This window comes from Streptomyces sp. NPDC055815, from assembly GCF_053616475.1.
Genome location: NZ_JBSHDU010000003.1, coordinates 106,444 through 122,415, shown reverse-complemented (window position 1 = coordinate 122,415; position 15,972 = coordinate 106,444). Strand labels below are relative to the sequence as shown.

Annotated in this window: 16 protein-coding genes; 9 read left to right on the top strand and 7 right to left on the bottom strand. The window is 73.1% G+C overall.

Going from position 1 to position 15,972, the window contains the following annotated elements:
* The first annotated feature begins 235 nt into the window (after positions 1–235).
* From ACWGN5_RS03715 to ACWGN5_RS03695, 5 genes are all read left to right on the top strand, one after another.
* Positions 236–643, top strand: a complete 408-nt coding sequence (locus ACWGN5_RS03715; protein ID WP_453510986.1) for a hypothetical protein — start codon at positions 236–238, stop codon at positions 641–643.
* 246 nt (positions 644–889) lie between these two features.
* A complete protein-coding gene (locus tag ACWGN5_RS03710) occupies positions 890–2,398 on the top strand; it encodes a right-handed parallel beta-helix repeat-containing protein (RefSeq protein ID WP_453510984.1) in 1,509 nt (502 codons plus the stop codon).
* Between the two features lie 104 nt (positions 2,399–2,502).
* Positions 2,503–3,423, top strand: coding sequence for a hypothetical protein (locus ACWGN5_RS03705; protein ID WP_453510982.1), 921 nt, complete (start codon positions 2,503–2,505; stop codon positions 3,421–3,423).
* Positions 3,424–3,792: 369 nt separating this feature from the next.
* Complete coding sequence (locus ACWGN5_RS03700) at positions 3,793–4,173, top strand: hypothetical protein (protein WP_453510981.1); 381 nt, start codon at positions 3,793–3,795, stop codon at positions 4,171–4,173.
* 414 nt (positions 4,174–4,587) lie between these two features.
* On the top strand, positions 4,588–5,379 hold the full coding sequence (locus ACWGN5_RS03695; RefSeq protein ID WP_453510979.1) for a bestrophin-like domain: 792 nt from the start codon (positions 4,588–4,590) through the stop codon (positions 5,377–5,379).
* Between the two features lie 4 nt (positions 5,380–5,383).
* Here ACWGN5_RS03695 and ACWGN5_RS03690 read toward each other — a convergent pair whose 3' ends face one another.
* Both ACWGN5_RS03690 and ACWGN5_RS03685 read right to left on the bottom strand, forming a co-directional pair.
* Entirely contained in the window at positions 5,384–6,394 is a 1,011-nt protein-coding gene (locus ACWGN5_RS03690; protein WP_453510978.1) for a zinc-dependent alcohol dehydrogenase family protein, read from the bottom strand.
* A gap of 56 nt (positions 6,395–6,450) precedes the next feature.
* The gene (locus ACWGN5_RS03685; protein ID WP_453510977.1) at positions 6,451–6,846 is read right to left on the bottom strand and encodes a nuclear transport factor 2 family protein; all 396 of its coding nucleotides are present in this window, start codon (positions 6,844–6,846) and stop codon (positions 6,451–6,453) included.
* Between the two features lie 91 nt (positions 6,847–6,937).
* Between ACWGN5_RS03685 and ACWGN5_RS03680 the strand changes: the two genes are divergently transcribed.
* Together ACWGN5_RS03680 and ACWGN5_RS03675 are read left to right on the top strand one after the other, a co-directional pair.
* Complete coding sequence (locus ACWGN5_RS03680) at positions 6,938–7,510, top strand: TetR/AcrR family transcriptional regulator (RefSeq protein WP_453510976.1); 573 nt, start codon at positions 6,938–6,940, stop codon at positions 7,508–7,510.
* Positions 7,511–7,588: 78 nt separating this feature from the next.
* On the top strand, positions 7,589–8,176 hold the full coding sequence (locus ACWGN5_RS03675) for a histidine phosphatase family protein (RefSeq protein WP_453510975.1): 588 nt from the start codon (positions 7,589–7,591) through the stop codon (positions 8,174–8,176).
* 24 nt (positions 8,177–8,200) lie between these two features.
* On the opposite strand, the gene ACWGN5_RS03670 is transcribed toward ACWGN5_RS03675, so the two are convergent.
* Positions 8,201–8,722, bottom strand: coding sequence for a GNAT family N-acetyltransferase (locus ACWGN5_RS03670; RefSeq protein ID WP_453511153.1), 522 nt, complete (start codon positions 8,720–8,722; stop codon positions 8,201–8,203).
* 88 nt (positions 8,723–8,810) lie between these two features.
* Positions 8,811–9,254: a MarR family winged helix-turn-helix transcriptional regulator gene (locus ACWGN5_RS03665; RefSeq protein WP_453510973.1), complete on the bottom strand. Its 444-nt coding sequence runs from the start codon at positions 9,252–9,254 to the stop codon at positions 8,811–8,813.
* A gap of 109 nt (positions 9,255–9,363) precedes the next feature.
* Between ACWGN5_RS03665 and ACWGN5_RS03660 the strand changes: the two genes are divergently transcribed.
* Positions 9,364–10,287, top strand: a complete 924-nt coding sequence (locus ACWGN5_RS03660) for a quinone oxidoreductase family protein (RefSeq protein ID WP_453510972.1) — start codon at positions 9,364–9,366, stop codon at positions 10,285–10,287.
* 171 nt (positions 10,288–10,458) lie between these two features.
* Here ACWGN5_RS03660 and ACWGN5_RS03655 read toward each other — a convergent pair whose 3' ends face one another.
* Entirely contained in the window at positions 10,459–11,412 is a 954-nt protein-coding gene (locus ACWGN5_RS03655) for a terpene synthase family protein (protein WP_453510970.1), read from the bottom strand.
* A gap of 410 nt (positions 11,413–11,822) precedes the next feature.
* Between ACWGN5_RS03655 and ACWGN5_RS03650 the strand changes: the two genes are divergently transcribed.
* Positions 11,823–13,901: an AAA family ATPase gene (locus ACWGN5_RS03650; protein WP_453510969.1), complete on the top strand. Its 2,079-nt coding sequence runs from the start codon at positions 11,823–11,825 to the stop codon at positions 13,899–13,901.
* A gap of 180 nt (positions 13,902–14,081) precedes the next feature.
* Here ACWGN5_RS03650 and ACWGN5_RS03645 read toward each other — a convergent pair whose 3' ends face one another.
* A complete protein-coding gene (locus tag ACWGN5_RS03645) occupies positions 14,082–14,879 on the bottom strand; it encodes a MerR family transcriptional regulator (RefSeq protein ID WP_453510967.1) in 798 nt (265 codons plus the stop codon).
* A 100-nt stretch (positions 14,880–14,979) separates the two neighbouring features.
* Positions 14,980–15,948 carry a DUF5937 family protein gene (locus ACWGN5_RS03640; RefSeq protein ID WP_453510966.1) on the bottom strand — a complete coding sequence of 323 codons (969 nt, stop codon included), beginning with the start codon at positions 15,946–15,948 and terminating at the stop codon, positions 14,980–14,982.
* Positions 15,949–15,972: the final 24 nt, after the last annotated feature.

The window sequence follows — 15,972 nt, the reverse complement described above, 5'->3', positions numbered from 1 at the left end:
TCCCCGGGGCCGCCCACCCCCCCCCGGGGGGTTGTCCCATTTGCGGGTGCCGGCGCTGTTTTCACCGGCCCCCCACCCCCCCCCCGGGGGGGGGGGGCGTGGGGGGCCCCCCGGCCCTCGGGCGTACTCCGGTCCGGCGCCGGCATGCCGGACGATCACTCCGTACGGGGGGTGGACTCCGGCTCCCGCGTGTCGTGACGGCCGCCATGGGCGGCGGAAACGTATCTGTGCATGCATGACCACTGACATGGAACACCTGTTGAACGTACGTCTGTGCGAGCGTTTCGGTGATGTGGCCGACTGGGCCGAGGTGACCTCCCTGATCGCCGCCCATCTCCGGGTCGTCGTCTCGGCGCTCGGGGCCGAGCATGCCGTGACCTTCCTGACGGCGGCCCGTCGAGCCCTCGATGAGGAGGAATCCCGGGCAGGAACGATTCATCTGGGCTTCGGTGGCCACCTCTGGACCCACCTCGAAGACGTCACCTGGAGCCCGTCCTCCCTGGCCGGGACCTCGGCCTGGGACGCGATGCTGACGATGCACCGTCTTTCCGTACTGGCCCCCGACCCACGCCTCGACGTTCATATCGACTGTGCACTGGACACCTGCCGCCTCCGCCTGGTGCCGGCGGCGGCCGGGTTCTGACGGGCCGGGGCCCGCAGGAGTGACCGGGGCCGGGGAACTACGACGACTCGGCCCCGCACCATTCGTGAACTCTCACCCGGCGGGACCCCGGAGGCACGTGCCAGGAACGACCAATCACCCACCCGCTGATCGACCAATCGCCCACCAGCTGATCGAAACTCGATCAATCGACGAGAACGCATTGACTCGATCACCGGACGCACCTAGCTTCTGGCCGCACCCGACCGCCAGAAAGGTTGTTGCGTCATGACCAACAGAGCTGTGCCCGCACGGCAGTTGCTGGGCCGCGGACTCCTCGCCGCCGCCCTCGCGATAGGCGGCACCACCGCCCTCACCGGCACGCCCGCCGCGGCCGCGGGGAGCGTCACCTACGTGGACTGCTCACGGGCGACCGCCGGGGACGGCAGCCAGGCGGCGCCTTTCCACAGCATCGGACAGGCCAACGGGAAGACGTACGGGCCCGGCGACACCCTCGCCTTCGCCGCCGGCACCACCTGCACCGGCGCCCTCGCCCCGCAGGGCAGCGGCACCGCCGCGGCCCCCATCGTCCTCACCAGTTACGGCACGGGCGCCCTGCCCGTGATCGACGGCGGCGGCGCCCCGAACGCCGTCTCCCTGACCAACCAGGACCACTGGAGGATCAGCAACCTCAAGGTCACCAACCCCGCCTCCGCACTCGCCCGCCGCACCGGACTTCGGATCTCCGCCACCGACGGCAGGGCGCACCGCGGCTACGACATAGGCAACCTCGTCATCGACCGGGTGGCCGGCCAGACGAACAAGAACAGCCCGACCACCGAGGACTACGTCCAGTCCGCCGGCATCGTCACCGGCGCGAGCGGCACGAACTCGACCCTCAACGACGTCCACGTCCACGACAACCAGATCAGCAACACGGGCGGCGGCGGCCTCAAGATCCGCGTCGGCGCCATTGCGGTCAAGGGCACCGGCGTCCTCATCGAGAACAACACCCTCAAGGACGTCGGCGGCGACGGCATCATCGCCAGCTACGCCGACGCGCCCCTGATCCAGTACAACAACGCCTCCGGCGTCGGCAACGGCGTCTACCCCTTCTCCGGCGGCAACTTCGCCGGCATCTGGGTGCTCGGCGACCACAACCCGACCATCCAGAAGAACGCCGTGTACGGCATCACGCGGATGTCCGTCGCCGACAGCCAGGCCTTCGACTGCGACTGGGGCAACACCGGCACCTGCACCATCCAGTACAACTTCAGCCGCGACAACATCGGCGGCTTCTTCCTCGACTGCGACGGCTGCGGCACCATCGGCGGCGCCCAGCAGATCATCCGCTACAACATCTCCGAGAACGACTGCCGCATGAGCAGCGTCAGTGCCGGACGCTCCGCGCTGCACATGTACAACAACGTCCTCTACTGCACCGACAAGAAGTTCAGCATCACGCTCCCCGACGAGAGCGTCGTCGAGAACAACATCTGGGTGGGGACGAGCGACTCCCGCCTGCCCACCGGCGCCGGGATCTCCTGGCTGTGGAACGTCTTCCAGGGCGTGCCCCGCCCGACCGCCAACGGCATCGTCGGCGACCCGCAGTTCGTGAACCCCGGCACCGGCGGCGACACCATCCACTCCGTCGACGGCTACAAGCTCCGCGCCACGTCCCCCGCCCTCAACAACGGCTCCGTCATCAGCGGCAACGGAGGCCGCGACTACTGGGCGAACCCGGTGAGCGCGACCACGAAACCGCACCGCGGCGCGTACAACGGGCCGGGCCTCTAACTCCCGCCTCCCACCGGGCGCCGGGACGGGTGGGGCCGGCGCTCGGGCTTCGGGACCGGGCTGCCGGGGAAGCCTCCCGAGGACGGATCGCGGGGGTGGAGCCGATGAGTCGCCGGAAACTGCCGTACCTCACCAACCACGGCAAGCTGAACCCCAGACAGAAGGGGGCCGACCGGGTCGAACCGCGCAACGGCGAGGTCCGCGTCGACGAGCACTCCTTCCACCGCCTGCTCGACGGGCCACGGGCGCCCGCCGTCTTCTTCGTGCGGACCCCGGGACCGCCGAACGCCCCGGGAGTCCTCGCCGCGTGCACGCCGGAGGCATGCCGGCGCTGGGTACGAGCCGTCATCGACTACGCGGCAGCCGTGGACGACGTCACCGCCGAACTGTCCGCCGCCCACGGCCGCGCCGCCGCCCTCCCGTGGTGGCGGCACCTCGCCGCACGCCGCGCCCTCGCCGACTGGGAGGCGACCCGGCAGCGCTACGAGCAGGTGATGCGCGAGGCCACCGAGGCGTACGCACCCGTCGGCAGGGAGATCCGGCAGGCCATCGAGGAGGCGGAGGCGAGGGCCGCGGAGGCGGCGCGCGAACGGGCCCGGCAGGCGGAGGAGATCCGGCGCGGACGGTCGGTGCTCGCCGCGCGGCCCATTTGGGGCTGGTCGGAGGTGACCGACGAGGCCGGACGCGCCGTGTACGTCTTCCGGCACGACGTTCCGCGCGGCGAGGCGGCCTCTCCGGAGGAGAGCCCCCACGTCGACCTGCGGGGCCTGCGCCGGGCGCTCACCGAGCTCGCTCTGCCCGACGTGCGGTGGGACACGACGGCGCTCGCCGCGACGGAGCGCGAGCTGCGGGGCATCGACTTCGGGCGCTGGTGGCGGGACCTGTTCCACGAGGACTACCGCACCTTCACCTCGCCCCCGCCGCCCCGGAGTTCCTCGTCCGGCGGGCGCAATCCGTCGGGCGGCACCGCCACCGGAGGCACGGGCGGCTTCACCGGCGGCTTCAGCTTCGGCGGCGGATACTGACGCAGGCCGTCGTCCCAGGGACGGACCCCGACAACGACCAGGCAGACGGCGCGTTCCTTGTCCACCTCGGCCGCCTGCGCGACCCTCGCCTCGACGGCGCGCCGGTGGACGACGAGGAGCATCCGGCCGTCGCGACGAGGGTGGCGACGGCCGGCATCGGCACCGTACGGCGCCCGAAACGCGAGTTCAGCATGGTCAGGACTCCCGGACCCCGAGTACGCGGTCATGCGGTGGAACGAACGGCGCGGCCCCTCGGCCACGCCGACCCCGACCCCGACCCCGACCCCGACCAGCGGTGGACCCCGAGACCGGGCTGCTCGAGCCGCCACGTCGAGCGAGATCCCGGCGTAACGTCCCCAGCACCTGCTCGTGAGGATCGGTGACGGTGTACGAGGCGAACTGCCGGCTCGCGCCACCGGCCGCGCCGTACGCGAGCACCTCGGCGCGGCTGTCATCGGCGTAGACGGCAAGCCGCTGCCGCATGCCCTGCGCCCGCTCACGGCCCTGGTCGACGAAGGCGGCAGGCGCGAGCGCGTACCCCACCTCGTCGGCGGTCTGCACGCGGTACGCGTTGTGGGGGCCCTCCTCGACCACGAACCGGCACTGCCGCTGGAGCTGTCCCGCGTCCATGGGGGTCCTCCGCCCGGTCAGCGGGTGCGGGGGCGTGAGAACCAGGCGACGGCGCTGCCCCGGAGCCAGGCGATGTACCGGGCTGCCCGCACCGTGCCGGGCATCCCGGGCGACCGGTAGAGCGGCGGGGGCTTGCCGTACGGATCCGAGGAACCGGTCGGCAGGTCCCGGGCGTCCCGGTCGCGAAGGGGCGGCCATTGCGGGTCTTCGGTCATGCGCACCACGCTGAGCAGGACGTTCGGGGCGCGCATCCGCGCGTACCGAGGCTGGAGGCGGGCGGGCGCCGCCGCCGGCAGCCGGTGCAGTCCGGGCCGCCGTCGGCAGCCGGTGTGCGGCCGGCCGCCGTCCTCTCGCCGGCCGGGGCGGCAGCGGTGACGGGGCACCGCGATCCGCCCGTTCCGCCGCTCCGGCGACAAGGTCACGGGCCCGGCATGGCGACATCGTGTTCCATCGCCGACACGGGCGAGTGATCATTCACTGTGACCGCCGCCGTGGGCCCGGAACGGCCGTGTGCCGCACCTAGACTCCCCGCACATGTCGCTCTGGCTCCTCAATCACTTCAGCACCTTCACCCTGGCCGTCGTCACCGTCGGCGGGACCGTCGTGCTCGCCGTCGCCGGCAGCGTGCTGCTCCGCCGCAGGTATCCGTCGCTGGCCCGCGGGGAGCACAACGACATGGTCGGGGTGACCTTGGGGATGTTCGGCGCGATCTACGGCATCATCCTCGCCTTCGTCATCGTCACCCTCTGGACCCAGCTGGACAACACGCAGACCATCGTCGCCACGGAGGCCACCGACGCCGCGCTCATCGCCCGCGACGCCGCCGCCTTCCCGCCCGCCGTCCGCGCCGAACTCGACACCGCGCTCAGCGGCTACGTCCACGCGGTCGTCGAGGACCAGTGGCCCCGCATGCGCGCCGGGCAGCCGAGCTACGGGGCCACCGAGGCGCACCTCCGGGCCGTCTTCGACGCCCTGCAGACGTACGACCCGAAGTCCCCGCGCGAAGAGGTGTTCTACGAGGAGGCCGTCGCCCACCTCAACGACGTCGCCGCCCAGCGCCGCGCCCGGCTGACCATGGCGGAGCAGGAACTGCCGCCCCTGCTCCAGGTCCTGGCCTTCGGCGGCGCGATCGTCCTCGTCCCGCTGACCTTCCTGTACGGCATGCGCAAGCTGCGGATCCAGCTGCTGTTCGTCGCCTCGGTCGCGGCCCTCATCGGCTTCAGTCTGCTCCTGGTGTTCGTCCTCGACCGCCCCTTCGCCGGCGAACTGAGCGTGAGCCCCGCTCCGTACCGGGAGGGTGCGCTTGCCCGGTACTGGGCCGAATGAACGCTCAGGAGTGGTCGATGACGACCTTGCCGAAGGAACCTCCGCCGGCGTAGTGGCGGTAGGCGTCGACGGCCTCGTCGAAGCGGAAGGCGCGGTCGACGACGGGCCGCAGTCCGTGCTTCTCGATGAAGGCGTTCATGGCGGTGAACTGGGCGCGGCTGCCGACCGCCACACTGCGGACGGTGGCACCGGACGCGAACAGGGCGTGCGGGTCGAGCGGCGCGGCGGTCCTGCCGGTGAAGCCGACCAAGGCGACGGTGCCCGCCAGGGTGATGGCGCGGACGGATTCGTGGAGGAGTCCCGCGACGTCGACGATGCGGTCGGCGCCGCGGCCGCCGGTGAGGGCGCGGACCTCGCCGGCCCAGTCGGGGGTGGCCGTGTAGTCGACGACCTCGTCGGCACCGAGTGCGCGCAGGCGCGCGGCCTTGGCGGAACTGCTGGTCGTGGCGATCACGCGGGCGCCGAGGGCCTTCGCGAACTGGAGCGCGAAGAGGGAGACTCCGCCGGAGCCCTGCACGACGACGGTGTCGCCGGGGCGGACCCCGGCCGCGTCGCCGGTCAGCGCGTTCCATGCGGTGACCGCCACGCAGGGAAGGGTGGCGGCCTCCGTGTACGTCAGGTGCGCGGGTACGGTCACGAGCGCGTCCGCGTCGACCAGGGCGAACTCGGTGAGCATGCCGTCCAGCGAACCGCCGCGCTGCGCGGCGTGCTCGACGGCGAACGGGCCGTCCTGCCAGGAGGGGAAGAGCGTGGCGGCCACGCGGTCCCCGACGCGTACCGCGTCGGTTCCCGGGCCGACCGCGACGACCTCGCCGGCTCCGTCCGAGACCGGGACGACGTCCGGCTCGACCGGCAGGACGTAGGTCCCGTCGAGCACCATGAGTTCACGGAAGCTCAGGGACGTCGCGCGCACCGCCACCAGGGCCTGACCGGGGCCGGGCGTCGGGACGTCGTGCTCGCGGACGGAGAGACCGGACAGCCCGGCCCCGCTGTGCGACAGGTGGTAGCTCCGCATCGGTCGTGCCCTTCGTGTGAGGTGGGTGGTGGCGGTGGGGGTTCCGGGTTCGGGCGTCACTCGGCGTCGGACTCGGCGGCCAGGGGGCCCTCGCCCGCGGTCTTGCTGAAGCCGAGCGCCTCGACGATCCGGCCGTCCGTCACCCGCATGACGTTGACGCCCTGCACCCACTGGTCGGCGCCGTCGCCGAAGCGGTAGGTCCAGACGATCGTCGCGCGGTCGCCCGCCACGATCACCTCCTGTGGGGTGAACTGCGCGCCGGGGTCGTCGACCAGGGCCGTCCACCACTGCGTACAGGCCTCGCGCCCGGAGACCCGCTCCCCGCGCGGCGCGGGCTGGACGCTCTCCATGACGCAGTCCTCGGCGATCAGGTCGGCCAGGAGGCCGGGCTCGCGGTCGGTGAAGGCGCGGTTGAAACGGTCGATGACTTCGGCGGTGGTGCGTACGGGCATGGACGCCTCCTCAGAAGAGATAGACCGTTCGGTCTACGAGGAAATAGATAGACCGGTTGATCTACCGTGTCAAGTGCTGCAGAATCGAGGCATGAGCACTTCCGTGAAGCCCGGCCCCCGCGAGCGACTCCTGCTCGCCGCCCAGGAGTTGACGTACACCCAGGGTGTCGGCATCGGCGTGGACGCCCTGCTCAAGGGCGCCGGCGTCGCCCGCCGTTCGCTGTACGAGCACTTCGGCGGCAAGGACGGTCTCATCGCCGAGGTGCTCCGCCGCAGCACCGCCGAGGACGTCGAGCGGTACCGCTCCACGATGGACGCCGCGGGGGACGACCCCCGCGCCCGGCTCCTCGCGGTCGTCGACCGGCTCGGCGCCATCGCCGCCGACCCGGACTTCCACGGGTGCCGCTACCTCGCCGCCGACCTCGCGCTCACCGACCCGGAGCACCCCGGCCACGAGGTCACCAGGGCGTACCGGCAGACCCTCCACGGCCTGTTCACGGACGAGTTCACCGCCCTCGGGCACGCCCGCCCCGGCTTCGCCGCCGACCAGCTGCTCCTCCTCGTCGACGGCCTCCTCGCCGCCGGCGCGACGCGCCCCGGCAGCGAACCGGGGGCGGCGGCCCGCGACCTCGCCGAATACCTGATCGACGCGGGTCACGCGTAGGGCGGTGCGGTGCGCCGGCGTCGGTGAAGACGACGAAGTCGCCTCGGAGCGCGTCGAGATCGGATAGCGTGCGCGGCCATGGGTGAGCTGATAGTGATCAGGCACGGTCAGACCGGGTGGAGCCTGTCGGGCCGACACGCCGGACGGACCGACGTGGCGCTGACCGAAGCGGGCGAGGCCGCGGCCCGCGCGCTTGCTCCGAAGCTGGCCGGCCGGCGTCTGGTCGCCGTGTTCAGCAGCCCGCTGAGCCGCGCCATGCGGACGGCCGAACTCGCGGGTCTGACCGGCGCCAAGCCCGATCCCGACCTGCTGGAGTGGGACTACGGCGGCTACGAAGGCCTGACCGCCGAGCAGATCCGCGCCACGAGGCCGGGCTGGGACCTGTGGCGCGACGGCGTCGTGCCCGGCGACGCGGACCACCCCGGCGAGGAGCTCGCACAGGTCGCCACACGCACGGACGCGGTCCTGGCCCGCATCCGTCCACTACTGGCGGAGGGCGATGTAGCCGTGGTTGCGCACGGCCACCTGGCGCGCGTCCTCACCGCGCGCTGGCTCGGCCTCGACGCCTCCGCGAGCCATCTGCTGGGCCACCCGCACCCGGGCACCCTCGGCTTCCTGACCACCGAGGACGGCCACCCCGTCATCGCGGCGTGGAACGTCCCGTAGGGCAAGGCGGCGGCTGCGGCGGGGTCAGAGGGGCTTTCGTAGGAGAATGCACATCGTCTCGTGGCGCCGGACCGAGCCGTCGGGCGCCTCCTCGTCCCAGGCGTCCGGCTCGCGGCCGTACGCGACATAGCCGAGGCGCTCGTACAGGGCGCGTGCCCGGGGGTTGTCCTCCTCCACGGCGAGTTCGGCCGTGCGCAGCCCGCGGTCCCGGATCCGTTGTTCGGCTGCTCGGACGAGCAGCGTTCCCAGGCCGCAGGACTGCAGCGCCGGCAGCACGGCGAGCTGCCACAGGGTTCCGGCTCCTGCGGAGACCCGGTAGTCGACGCCGCCGATCGCGACCGGCAGATCCGTCGGCGTGCACACGGCCAGGTAGTCCACCTCGCCCAGCGCGGCGCGCGCCAGCTCCTGTTCCACGTGGCGCAGGTGGGTGGCCGAGCCCGACCAGGTGCACGCCGGCAGATCCCGGGGCAGGAGGTCACGCACCCTGACAGGGAAGGTGACGGCCGTCTGTGCGGAGTCGTGTGGGGTGTTCACGCACTGAAGGATGCGGTCGCGGCCGACGGCACGCCAAAGGATTTCTCCCGGCCGGCGGCGCGACAATGCGTTTCTCTCGGCTGACGACCGCCGGCCGGCGCTATCCCTCGTACACCCGGGTCAGCAGGTCCATCAGCTGTCCGGCCTCCGCCGCGCTGAGCGGCGCGAACAGCTCGGAGTTGGCGCGCTCGGCCAGCTTCGCGCACCGCTCCAGGACCTGAGCTCCCGCCGGTGTCACCGTCACCGCGTTCTTGCGCCGGTCGCGCGGATCGGGCTGCCGTCGCGCGAACCCGGCCTCCTCCAGGTGGTTGAGCAGGAGGACCACGTCCTTCGCGTCGAAGCCCAGTCGGCGCACCAGATCGGCCTGGGCGACCGGGCCGTACTCGGACACCGCCGCGAGCACGGCGTGCTGCGGGAGCTTCAGTCCCTCCCCGGCGATCGCCTCGGCGACCAGGTCCCGGCCGCGCGCCGCCACGCGGCCGAGCAGCCAGCTCGGCAGGGACTGGATGTGCGCCAGGGCGTGCGGGGCTTCCGTGGGAGTCATGAGCGTCAGGCTATCCCGAATTCATTGGACTTCCCAATGGTATGCCTTTACGGTGGAGATCGTTGGGGCTCCCAATGATTCTGTGTTCGTGCCGCACCTGGAGGTGTCCATGCGTCGTGTCCGCCATGAAGTGACCGGCGGTCCCGAGGTCCTCTTCGTCGAGGAAGCCCCGGTGCCGGAGCCCGGCCCGGGGGAGCTGCTCGTCCGGTCCGAAGCGGTCGGTGTCACCCTGCCCGCCGTACGCAAGGTGCGCGAAGCGGCCGAACCCGGACCGCTCGGCGGCGAGGTGGCGGGCACGGTCGCCGCCGTCGGCGAAGGCGTCACCGGCTACTCGGTGGGCGACCGCGTCACCGGCCTCTGCTTCTCCCATGCCTACGCCGAACTTGCCCTCGTCCATGAGGTGTTGGCCTCCCACATCCCCGACGGGGCGACCGCCGTCGACGCCGTGGCCCTGGTCCGCAGCGGCCTCGTGGCGCGCGGCGCCTACGAGGCCGGCCACCCCCGCCCCGGCGACGCCGTCACGGTCACCGCGGCCGCCAGCGCGGTCGGCACGCTCGCCCTCCAGTACGCCAGGGCGGGCGGCGCCTCCCGCGTCGTCGCGGCCGTCGGCAGCCCGGACAAGGCGGAGTTCGTGCGTTCCCTCGGCGCCGACGAGGTCGTGCTGTACGAGGACGAGTCCTGGGGTGATCCCGTAGACATCGTCATCGACGGCGTCGGCGGCGAACTCCTCGGACCCGCGGTGCGCGCGCTCGCCCCCGGAGGCCGGCTGGTCGCCTTCAGCTCGGGCGGCGGCACGATCGACGCGTACGAGCTCCTGGTCCGGGGCGCGTCGGTGATCGGCTTCCAGATGGCGGCCATCGCGCGGGGCAAGCCGGAGGTGTACGCACGCTGGCGCGACGAGCTGTGGGATCTCCATCGCGACCGGGTGCTGTGCCCCCGGGTCGCCGCGGAGATCCCGCTCGCCGAAGCGGCACGCGCCCACGAACTCGTCGAGTCCCGGCGGAACCTCGGCAAGGTCGTCCTCATTCCCTGAGGCCGGAAGGCGAGCGGTCGTGCGGCTCAGGGATCGTGCGGCTCGGCGGTCGTGGGGCTCCGTGGTCGTGCGGCCGAGCGGGCGTGGGGCTCCGTGGGGCGTGCGGCTTGGCGGTCGTGGGGCTCCGTGGTCGTGCGACTCGGCGGTTGTGCGGCTCCCTCGTCGTGCCGCTCAGTGGTCGTAGCGGCCGGTGTCGATCTCCCAGCGGTGGTAACCGGCGATCCAGGCGGCGAGGCCGTCGACGTAGCGGCGAGCCGCCTCGCGTGCGGTCGGCTTCAGCTCGAAGAGGTCGCAGATGTCCGGTACTTCGGAGGACAGCGCGACGAAGCGGTCGACCATCGCCTGGGCCTCGCGCATCACCTGCACCGCCGCCTCCTCGGGGGTGCCGCCGCGTTCCTCGCGGACGATCATCACCATGTTGGCGACGTCCCCACGGGCGAGCTCCTGCGCGTACGAATGCACGTCATTGGTGAACGACGGTATGTCGGCAGCCAGTTGACGCATCCGGCGGAGCGTCGGGTGGTGCAGCACCTCCTGCGGCAGCTCGAAGCGGTTGAGCCGCTCGACCATGTCGAAGAGGGTCTCCATGGCGGCCGTCCCGCGGCGCAGCGCCAGATAGCTCTCCCGGTCCGGGAGCCGCCCGGAGAGCCGGCCGGCGGCCTCGGCGGGGTGGCACGCGAAGTACCACTCCCAGTTGTAGGCGGACCGCGCCCGCCACCGCGCGGACATGCCGCGGGCGCTCCGCTCCCAGAGATCGGCGAAGGCCTTCTCGACGGGGGTGCGGACCTCGGGGGCGGGACCGCTCCCGTGCAGAAGGGCCGTCAGGCGGGTGCATATCTCGGCCACTTGCGCGGGCGCCCGCCCGAGATCCGAGTCGAAGCCGTCGTCGAAGAGGAAATAGAAGCCGAGCAGGTCCGCGGCGAGGACGAGATCGTCGGCGGCGGAATCAGGGCTGGTGAACGCGGCGAGTCGCGGTACGTCCCACTTCTCGTACGACGGCAGGGCTGTGGACGCCGCGAGGCCCTCGTGATGGATGAGCCAGTCCCGGTGGCGAGGCGCGACGAATGCCTGGTTCGGATTGGCGCGAGGCGGAAACGGCAGGTCGAGTGTGGTGGCGTTGGTCACTGGCCCCCCCCAGGTTCTGATCCCGGGTGATCCCAAGACGCCCCCGGCGCGTTCGAAGAGTACTTGAATTGATCATCAACTGCCAGGAACGTCAACCAGATCGTATTCAAGCCAACGGAAGGGTGGGGTCCGGATAGGCCGTTGACGGCGTCCGAGCGCGTGGTTCCTCGCGTCGGTCACCCGTTCCATCGTTCGTTGCGGCGGGTGGTTCGTCCCGCCTGCGCGCCACCCGTGGCCGGGGGAGCGCGTTGGGGTTGCCGTGGTGCCCGGTGCAGTGACGGTTCTGCAACCGGGACCTGCGGGTTCTGAGTCGACTCCCGATCTTGGCGGGTCGGCGGCGACAGCGAAGATCTGGATGGTGCGCGGTGCCGGAGATGTGGACTCGGGACGAGGGACGCGATGCCCGGTTCGTGGACCGCCTCCGGGGCGGTCCCGCCCTGGTCGGACGCGACGACGAACTCACCGCGCTCCGGGGCGCCTTGTCAGGGCACCGGCTGGTCACCGTGACGGGTGCCGCCGGGACCGGGAAGAGCCGACTGGCGCTGGCCGCCGTCGCGCCGCCTCTCGACGGCCCCTGGCGGACGGTGGTCCGGGTCCGATGGCACGACGGGATCCCCGTGGGGCGCCGGGCGTTGACGGCGCGCGTCGCCCGAGCGCTCGCCGCTGCCGGGCCGTCCCGGAACCCGATGCGAACGGACCTCGCTGCGCCGGATGTCGCCGCGCCGGACCGCCCCGTGCCGGACCGCGCCGCGCCGGACCATGCCGTCCCGGGCCGCGCCGTCTCGGCTCGCGCCATCGCGGACGCTGCCGTGCCGGAGCTCGCCATCTCGGACGCTCCCGTGCCGGACGTCGACGTTTCTGCCGGTGACGTGCTGCTCCTCCTGGACGATGTCGATCCCGTGCACACGGAGAGCGTCGGCCTGGTCCAGACGCTGCTCATGGACCAGCCGGGGGTACGGGTCCTGGTGACCGCCCGGCGGCCGCTCGGGCTCGGCGACGAGAGGGTGATCAGACTGGCGCCCCTGCCGCTGGAGGCGGCACCGGGCCGGCCGGGTTCGTCACCCGCCGCGGAACTCCTGGTCTCCCGCGCGCGGGAGCGCGGCTGGCGCGAGGAGGCCGATCCGGCGGCCGTGGCCCGGGTCTGCCGGCTGCTCGAAGGCGTACCCCTGGCCCTCGAACTCGCCGCGGGCCGACTGGGGGAGTGGACGATGGACGAGCTGGCCACCCACCTCGAATCCGGCCAGTGCCGACTGGCCGACCCCGCCCCGCTCCTCCTGCGGCACCGCACGCTGCGTACGTCCATCGGGGCCGTCCACGCCCTGTGCGAGCCGGCGCAGCGCAGCGTCTGGCGCAGGCTGAGTGTGTTCGCCGGGCCCTTCACGGAGGCGGCGGCGGTGTTCGTGTGCTCGGGCTCCGACCTCGCGCCGCACGAAGTGGCCCCCGCCCTGGCGATGCTGAGCGCCATGGGGGTGCTCCAGGCGCTCGGGGACGCGGGCGCGGTGTGCCCGCCCCGCTACCGGATGGCCAGGGCCGCCCGGGACTTCGGTACGGAACGGCTGGCGGCGGCCGGCGAAGGGACGGTGACACGGGACCGGCACGCGGTCCACTTCCGTGGCGTGGCGGCCGTCGCCGAGACCCTGTGGAACACCGGCCTCCAGCGCCAGGCGCTCCAGAGCGTCCGGGACGAACACGACGACCTGATCGCCCTCGTCCACCGCGCCGGCGACGGGACCGGTCACGCCGAGACGGCCCTGGAGACCATGCTGCACCTGTGGTTCTGGTGGGCCGTCCACGACCACGCCCGCGAAGGCAGCGACCACCTGCACGCCCTGCTGACCCGGCTGCCCGCCGACGCCCCGCTGGTGGCGCGGGGCCGATGGCTCGCGGCCTGGCTCAGCGCCGCCTGGGACCCGCGCACGGCGCACCGACTGCTGTCCCTCGCCTGGCCGGCGGCCGTACTGGCCGGTGACGACGCCCTCCTCGGTCGGATCGCCCATGTGCACGGGACGCTCGCGTGGCAGCGGCAGGACCGGGAGTCGGCCGCGGAGTTCTACCGGCAGGCGGCGGACACCACGCCGACCGGTGTCCCCGGAGGCCCGCCGCCCACCGTGAGTCTGGCCGCCCTCGCCGTGGTCCAGGCCCACCGCGCCCCCGCGGCGGCGGCCCGCACCGCGCGCCGGGCTCTCGCGCAGGCGAGCTGCGCGAACGACGCCTGGGCCGCGGCCCTCGCCCACTACGCCCGCGCCTTCGCCGACCACCGTGCCGGACGCACGGGCCGCGCCCGGCACCGGGCCCGGCGCGCGCTCGCCGACCTCGAAGCCCGCCTCGACGCCCCACAGGCACGCCGCGCCCTGCTCCTTCTCCTCGCCGCCCTCGACCTGTCCGCGACGGCGACCGGCGCGCCGACACCGCACCTCCGCCCGCACCTCCCCGGGCCCCGGGGCGGCGCGCAGACCCCGCCGACGACGGCGAGCCTGGCCCAGCGGTGACAGCACGCCGGCGGTGACAGCAAACCAGCCGTGTGAGCACGCCATGGCTGACAGTCAGTCCCGGACGGCAGTGCGCCGCAGATGACAGCGCACTGCCTCCGGTATCACCCGCCGGCGCCCCCTCCGGCGGCCCCCTCCGGCGGCCCCCTCCGGCGGCCCCCTCCGGCGGCCCCCGCCGGTTCAGCCCAGCCTGGACGCCGCGTACGCCTCGATGGCGTCGCGCTGGTACACGGCGAGGCCCGGCGCGATCGCCTCGTACGCCGCGCGCCACTGCTCGTTCTCCACGCAGGAGCGCCCGATGGCGCGGAACTCCTCCACGGACACGGACACGGACCCGGACTCGGACCTGGACCCGGACCCGGCCCTCAGTTCCCTCAGGGCCCGGTACTGGGCGTCCGTCTCGGCCTGTACGGCTTCGGCGTCGGCCGCCAGGCCCGCGGCCATGAGCTCGGCGAGCCGCACCATCTGCGTCGTGCGCTCGCGCTGCCCCGCCTCGATCGCCTGCGGGCTCATCGCGGTGACCTGGCGGGCGACCGCCTCGCGGTGCTCGGGGAAGTCGCGCAGGCTCTCCTCGTACTGGGCGGGCTGCACGCCCTCGAAAAGGTTCTCGGGTCGGTTGATCGCGGTCATGGCTGTGCCGTCCTTCCTGGACTGCTCCAGTTCGCCGATCGTGCGGGAGACGGTGGCGGCCAGGGCGTCGAGCCGGTCCCGCTCGGCGAGCAGCCGCAAGTGGTGGCCGCGCAGGGCCTCCACCTCGTCGACCTGCTCGGCGAGGATCCGGCCGATCTCGGGCAGCCCCACGCCCAGCGCCCGCAGCACGAGGATCTGCTGCAGGCGCAGGAGCTGCTGCTCCCCGTAGTGGCGGTGGCCGCTGGCGCCGATCCGGGCCGGCGGCAGCAGGCCGATCTCGTCGTAGTGCCGCAGGGTCCGGGCGGTCACGCCCGACATCCGGGCGACCTCCGCGATCGGCCAGTCCATTGCCGCCTCCCCACGAGTGCGTCACGGGCCGGTCTCTCCGGCCCTGGTCAGGACGGTAGAAGCTGCCGCAACGGTAACTTCAACCCCCTGATCCGGGCCGCTACCGACCCGCCCCGGCGACGAGTTCCTCCGCCACGCGCGTGCGTGCGTACAGCACGGCCCGTCCGGCCCGGTGGGCCGAGACGAGACCGGCCGCGCGCAGGGCGCCGAGGTGCTGGGACACCCCACCGGGCGTGAGGCCGGTGCGCCCGGCCAGTTCCGTCGTCGACGCCGGGGCCGTGAGCTCCGCGAGCAGCTGTGCCCGCGACCGGCCGAGGACCCCGGACAGGGCCTGGGAGGCCGATTCGGGCGGGGCTTCCCACAGGGTGCCGATGCCGCGCGGGGGATAGCGCAGGGTCGGCTGGTACAGGGGGTCCGTCGTCGAGAAGATCCGGGGCCAGACGAACGCCGAGGGCACGAGGAGCAGCCCGCGCCCGTCCAGCCTGCGCACGCCGTGCACGAAGCGGTGCTGGACGCTCAACGTGCCCGCGTTCCAGGCGAGTCGGGGTTCGAGGTCCTCGAAGAGGGTCCTCGTCCCGCCCTCGGCGAAGCGGCGCGCCCGGTACTGGATGTCGGCCTCCAGATGCGTCTGGATCCGCGGCCAGTACGGGGCCATCGCCAGCTCCCAGAAGGCGGCGATGACATCGGCGAGCCGCCCGAGCCCGCGCTCCGGATCGGCCCGCAGCGCGTCGACGCCGGGCCCCGCCTCGGGCGCGGAGGCCCGGAGCCGCTCGGGCGGGGTGGCGCGCAGCGCGGCCAGCTCCACGGCGAGCGTCGGGCCTGACGTGCTGGGCGGCGGACAGAGGAAACCCGGGATGGAGGGCGCCGGGACCGGCACCAGCGAGGTCAGCGGCGTCAGATCGAGCCGCGCGGCCGCGATCCTTGCGCGTACCTGAGCGGCCCAGCGCCGGTGCAGGGCCTGCTCGTCGGCCCCCAGGAGCACCCGGGCGCCGGCCACGACCTCCCAGAGCGGTGAGATGGCGAAGCGGGTGCGTGCGACGTCCTCGGCCGAGAACTCGATCTCCAGCACGGGTGCCCCCTCCTGCCAGGCCGG

What these genes read in the sequence shown, in the direction of transcription:
- ACWGN5_RS03715 (WP_453510986.1), top strand. Translation starts at nt 236, where the DNA reads ATGACCACTGACATGGAACACCTGTTGAACGTACGTCTGTGCGAGCGT.
- ACWGN5_RS03710 (WP_453510984.1), top strand. Translation starts at nt 890, where the DNA reads ATGACCAACAGAGCTGTGCCCGCACGGCAGTTGCTGGGCCGCGGACTC.
- ACWGN5_RS03705 (WP_453510982.1), top strand. Translation starts at nt 2,503, where the DNA reads ATGAGTCGCCGGAAACTGCCGTACCTCACCAACCACGGCAAGCTGAAC.
- ACWGN5_RS03695 (WP_453510979.1), top strand. Translation starts at nt 4,588, where the DNA reads ATGTCGCTCTGGCTCCTCAATCACTTCAGCACCTTCACCCTGGCCGTC.
- ACWGN5_RS03690 (WP_453510978.1), bottom strand. Translation starts at nt 6,394, where the DNA reads ATGCGGAGCTACCACCTGTCGCACAGCGGGGCCGGGCTGTCCGGTCTC.
- ACWGN5_RS03685 (WP_453510977.1), bottom strand. Translation starts at nt 6,846, where the DNA reads ATGCCCGTACGCACCACCGCCGAAGTCATCGACCGTTTCAACCGCGCC.
- ACWGN5_RS03680 (WP_453510976.1), top strand. Translation starts at nt 6,938, where the DNA reads ATGAGCACTTCCGTGAAGCCCGGCCCCCGCGAGCGACTCCTGCTCGCC.
- ACWGN5_RS03675 (WP_453510975.1), top strand. Translation starts at nt 7,589, where the DNA reads ATGGGTGAGCTGATAGTGATCAGGCACGGTCAGACCGGGTGGAGCCTG.
- ACWGN5_RS03665 (WP_453510973.1), bottom strand. Translation starts at nt 9,254, where the DNA reads ATGACTCCCACGGAAGCCCCGCACGCCCTGGCGCACATCCAGTCCCTG.
- ACWGN5_RS03660 (WP_453510972.1), top strand. Translation starts at nt 9,364, where the DNA reads ATGCGTCGTGTCCGCCATGAAGTGACCGGCGGTCCCGAGGTCCTCTTC.
- ACWGN5_RS03645 (WP_453510967.1), bottom strand. Translation starts at nt 14,879, where the DNA reads ATGGACTGGCCGATCGCGGAGGTCGCCCGGATGTCGGGCGTGACCGCC.